General features: G+C 62.3%; 5 protein-coding genes. All 5 read left to right on the top strand.

The features are described from left to right. Positions 1-256: ABC transporter permease subunit (locus tag JOY90_RS01595; protein ID WP_291689424.1), on the top strand; the 256-nt coding region annotated here is incomplete at its 5' end. After that, positions 256-1,128: an ABC transporter permease gene (locus JOY90_RS01590; protein WP_291689423.1), complete on the top strand. Its 873-nt coding sequence runs from the start codon at positions 256-258 to the stop codon at positions 1,126-1,128. The genes JOY90_RS01595 and JOY90_RS01590, both read left to right, overlap by 1 nt. Further along, positions 1,088-2,131: an ABC transporter ATP-binding protein gene (locus tag JOY90_RS01585; protein WP_291689422.1), complete on the top strand. Its 1,044-nt coding sequence runs from the start codon at positions 1,088-1,090 to the stop codon at positions 2,129-2,131. The genes JOY90_RS01590 and JOY90_RS01585 overlap by 41 nt, the downstream gene beginning before the upstream one ends. Then, positions 2,128-2,997 carry an ATP-binding cassette domain-containing protein gene (locus tag JOY90_RS01580; protein ID WP_291689421.1) on the top strand — a complete coding sequence of 290 codons (870 nt, stop codon included), beginning with the start codon at positions 2,128-2,130 and terminating at the stop codon, positions 2,995-2,997. The genes JOY90_RS01585 and JOY90_RS01580 overlap by 4 nt, the downstream gene beginning before the upstream one ends. Then, complete coding sequence (locus tag JOY90_RS01575) at positions 2,985-3,725, top strand: DUF1028 domain-containing protein (protein ID WP_291689420.1); 741 nt, start codon at positions 2,985-2,987, stop codon at positions 3,723-3,725. The genes JOY90_RS01580 and JOY90_RS01575 overlap by 13 nt, the downstream gene beginning before the upstream one ends. Positions 3,726-3,851 lie beyond the last annotated feature (126 nt).

Below are 3,851 nucleotides of genomic sequence, written 5' to 3'. Positions count from 1 at the left end.
CAATTCGTTGATCCCATTCCTCACGGTGGGTGCCGTCGAGTTCGGATTTCTATTCGGCGGCGTCGTCATAATTGAGGACATCTTCCGCCTTCCCGGCGTCGGCTCCCTGGTGTTGGTGGGCATCATCAACCGGGATTATCCGGTACTGCTTGCGGCCGCGCTCACCATTACGGTCGTGGTTCTCCTAGCCAACATGTTGGTCGATATCCTTGGCGCCGGTCTTGATCCGCGGCAGGTCCGATCGAGGAACGGTTAATGACTGACGAGATGCTGAATCCACCGCTTTCCCGGCTCAAATCGAACCGGCGAGGCGCTAGTTTCCGGCGGCACGGCTTGCTCGCTATCGGCGGCTTTCTGGTCGCCCTTGTCTTCATTGCGGCGTTGCTTGCACCGGTGCTTGCCCCCTATTCGCCTTACGACCTCGATGTGCCGAGCATGCTGCAAGCGCCCAGTGCCGCGCATTGGCTCGGAACCGACGAACTCGGCCGCGACGTCCTCTCTCGCACGATCTACGCTGCGCAGATATCAGTTCAGGTGGCTCTCACCGCCGTCTGTGTCGGTCTCGTAGGAGGGACTTTGATTGGCGTCGTGGCAGCTTATTTCGGTGAGCTCGTTGACGCGCTGCTGATGCGACTGATGGAATTGCTATTCTCCTTTCCTGCCATCCTGCTCGCGATCATCCTAATGGCAAGCCTGGGAACGAGCATCCTCAATGCCATGATCGCGATCGGCATCATCTTCATTCCGGGTTTTGCCCGCCTCGCACGTGCTGCGACCAGGGATGTCCTTCGCCAGCAATACGTTGAAGCGGCGAGGGCGATTGGGATGAGCGATTTCAGGATCCTTGCGCGCGAGATATTGCCTAATGTTGCCGCTCCGCTTCTTGTCGAAGCGGCAGTAGCCTTTGCCTATGCGGTGCTCCTGGAATCCGCGTTAAGCTTTCTTGGTCTCGGCGCGCAGCCGCCCTACGCCTCGTGGGGCAACATGCTCAACACGGGTCGTGGCTTCCTGGCCCAGGCGCCCTGGCTTGGCATTGTGCCAGGCATGGCCCTGTTCATGTCTGTGTTGGGGTTTAATCTCGTGGGCGATGGTCTGCGCGATCTGCTCGATCCGCATCTTCGGGATTGAGATGCTGGAGACAGTTCCGACCCCGTCGGCCAGGCCGGCTGCGACGCTGGAGATCGAGGGTCTTACGATCGAGTTTCGGGCGCGCGGCCGCGTACAGAGGGTGGTCGACCGGGTAAACCTCCGAATCGCGCCCGGCGAAATCGTCGGCCTCATCGGCGAGTCCGGCAGCGGCAAGACGCTGACGGCGCTTTCGGTGCTTGGCCTGCTGCCGCGCGGTGCTCGAATCCGATCCGGCTTGATCAGACTCTCGGGAACGTCGCTGCTCGATTTGTCGGAGGACGAATGGCGCGCGATTCGGGGTGACCGCGTCGCCTTTATTCCGCAGGATGCGCTCAGGGCCTTGAATCCGGTGTTTCCGATTGGATTGCAAGTTGGCGAGCCACTGAACATCCACCGGGGAACGCCCTGGCAAATTGCCAAGCACAAGGCGATTGAACTGCTGCGATCGGTTCATCTGCGCGATGCCGAGGAGCGCGCCGAGGAGTATCCGCACCAGTTCTCCGGAGGCATGCAGCAGCGTGCCATGGTGGCCATGGGCCTCGCACTGGAGCCGCAGCTTCTGATCGCCGACGAACCGACGACCGCCCTCGACGTCACCGTCCAGGCGCAGGTCCTGAAGCTCCTGCGCGAGATTCGGGACGCACATGGCACCTCCATACTGTTTATCACGCATGACCTCGGCGTCGTGGCCGATTTGTGCGACCGGGTCTACGTCATGTACGCGGGGCTGGGGATCGAGGAAGGGTCGGTGGAACACATATTCTACCGGCCGAGCCACCCCTACACGCAGGCCCTTCTGCGGGCCACCCCAACGATCCGCGCGGTCGAAAAGGAACTTGTCTCCATTCCCGGGCAGATTCCATCGCCCGACAATCTGCCGACGGGCTGTCGCTTCGCCGATCGTTGTCCCGTGGCGTTCGAGCGTTGTGGCGAAGAGCCGCCACCCTTCCAGGTAGGCGGAGGTCATCTGGCGCGCTGCTGGCGTTGCGCGACGCCGCAATGACCGGGGCTCTCCTCGATGTAGCCAACGTCTCGAAAACCTTCGAGACCGGCCGCAGGTTGTGGTTGCGCCAGAGCTTCAAGGCCGTTGACCGCATCAGCCTCGAGGTCCGGCCCGGCGAGACCTTGGGAATTGTCGGCGAATCTGGGTCGGGCAAGTCGACGCTTCTGCGGATGATGCTGCGATTGATCCGGCCAACCGCGGGAATCATTCGCTTCGACGGGCGAGACATCTGGACGCTTTCGGGAGGCGAAATCCTCGCCTTGCGTCGCCAGATCCAGGCCGTGTTCCAGGATCCTGCCTCGTCCTTCAACCCACGGCACAGTATCGGCTCGCTTTTGTCAGCGCCGCTCGAAGTGCACGGGATCGGAACGCGGGAGAGCCGACGCAAAATGGTTGCCGATACGCTCGCGCTGGTCGGGCTAAATACCAGCTTGCTGGCGCGACACCCACACCAGCTGTCGGGTGGCCAGCGCCAGCGTGTCGCCATTGCGCGCGCCATCATTCTGCGTCCGTCTGTAGTGCTGGCAGACGAACCGACCTCCGCGCTGGATGTATCCGTACAGGCGCAGATTCTGAATGTTTTCAAGAAGACCAAGCGTGAACTCGGTCTGACCTACGTATTTGTTAGTCACAACCTTGCGGTGATCCGCTACGTCAGCGATCGGGTAGCAGTCATGCGGCGTGGTGCTGTCGTCGAGATGGGCGAGAGCGACGCAATCTTCGCCCGCCCTCAACATCCATATACGCGGGCGCTGCCCGACGCGGTGCCGGACCCCGATCTCGGCCGGCGCGGCCGGACAACGCAGGCATCGGGTGCTGCGCCGACCAGTGAATTGCATCAAGGAGAACGACGATGCTTGAAATGAACACGTTTTCGATTGCGGCGCGATGCGCGCGCAGCGGAATGTTCGGCGTCGCAGTCTCAACAGCAGTGCCCGGCGTTGGTGGCATCTGTCCTTGGGTGAAATCGGGAGTTGGCGCGGTCGCCACGCAATCGTGGGTGAATCCGTGCCTCGGCATCGACGGTTTGAAGCTGCTCGCTGAAGGCAAGAGCGCGCAGCAGGCGCTCGACGCCCTGATCGCCGCCGATCCGGGACGCGAGGTGCGTCAGCTCGGCCTAGTCGATTCGAGCGGCGCGAGCGCGGCGTTCAGCGGATCGCAGTGTACGCAATGGTACGGACATCGCACGGGTCCGAATTTTGCCGTCCAAGGCAACATGCTCGTGGGCGAGCCGACCGTCGCAGCGATGGCCGAGGCGTTCGCGCGGACCGATGCCTTGCCCTTGGCCGAGCGGCTCGTCATTGTTCTCGAGGCCGGGCAGGCGGCGGGCGGCGACAAGCGCGGTCGCCAGTCGGCGGCCATTCTCGTGCACCATTCGCAGGACTATCCCTATCTCAGCCTGCGTGTCGATGAGCATGCCCATCCGGTCGCCGAGCTCCGCCGCGTCTTCGAGGTGGCCCGCTGCCAGCTCATTCCGTTCATAGACGGAATGCCAACGCGCGAAAATCCAATCGGCAATCTTCCCAAGTCTATCACCGACATGCTGATGGTTCCACCGCCATTTCGTCCAGGAGGCGGCGGAGCGGGACTGTAGCTTTCAGCTCATGTCACGGCTGCTCTGCGCCCATCGCGCCATCGCGACCCTGGCTGGCAAGCGGCCGTTCGCGCCCAGCGCCCATTTGTCGAAAATTTTTTTCCGAGCGGACCAATCACGAGAAGG

It is taken from the genome of Bradyrhizobium sp. (genome assembly GCF_019242285.1).
Classification (GTDB): Bacteria; Pseudomonadota; Alphaproteobacteria; order Rhizobiales; family Xanthobacteraceae; genus Bradyrhizobium.
Note: the sequence above shows the minus strand (reverse complement) of the source record. Positions and strands in the feature narration are given on the sequence as shown.

Coding starts and splice junctions, on each gene's coding strand:
- JOY90_RS01590 (WP_291689423.1), top strand. CDS start 256: ATGACTGACGAGATGCTGAATCCACCGCTTTCCCGGCTCAAATCGAAC.
- JOY90_RS01585 (WP_291689422.1), top strand. CDS start 1,088: ATGGTCTGCGCGATCTGCTCGATCCGCATCTTCGGGATTGAGATGCTG.
- JOY90_RS01580 (WP_291689421.1), top strand. CDS start 2,128: ATGACCGGGGCTCTCCTCGATGTAGCCAACGTCTCGAAAACCTTCGAG.
- JOY90_RS01575 (WP_291689420.1), top strand. CDS start 2,985: ATGCTTGAAATGAACACGTTTTCGATTGCGGCGCGATGCGCGCGCAGC.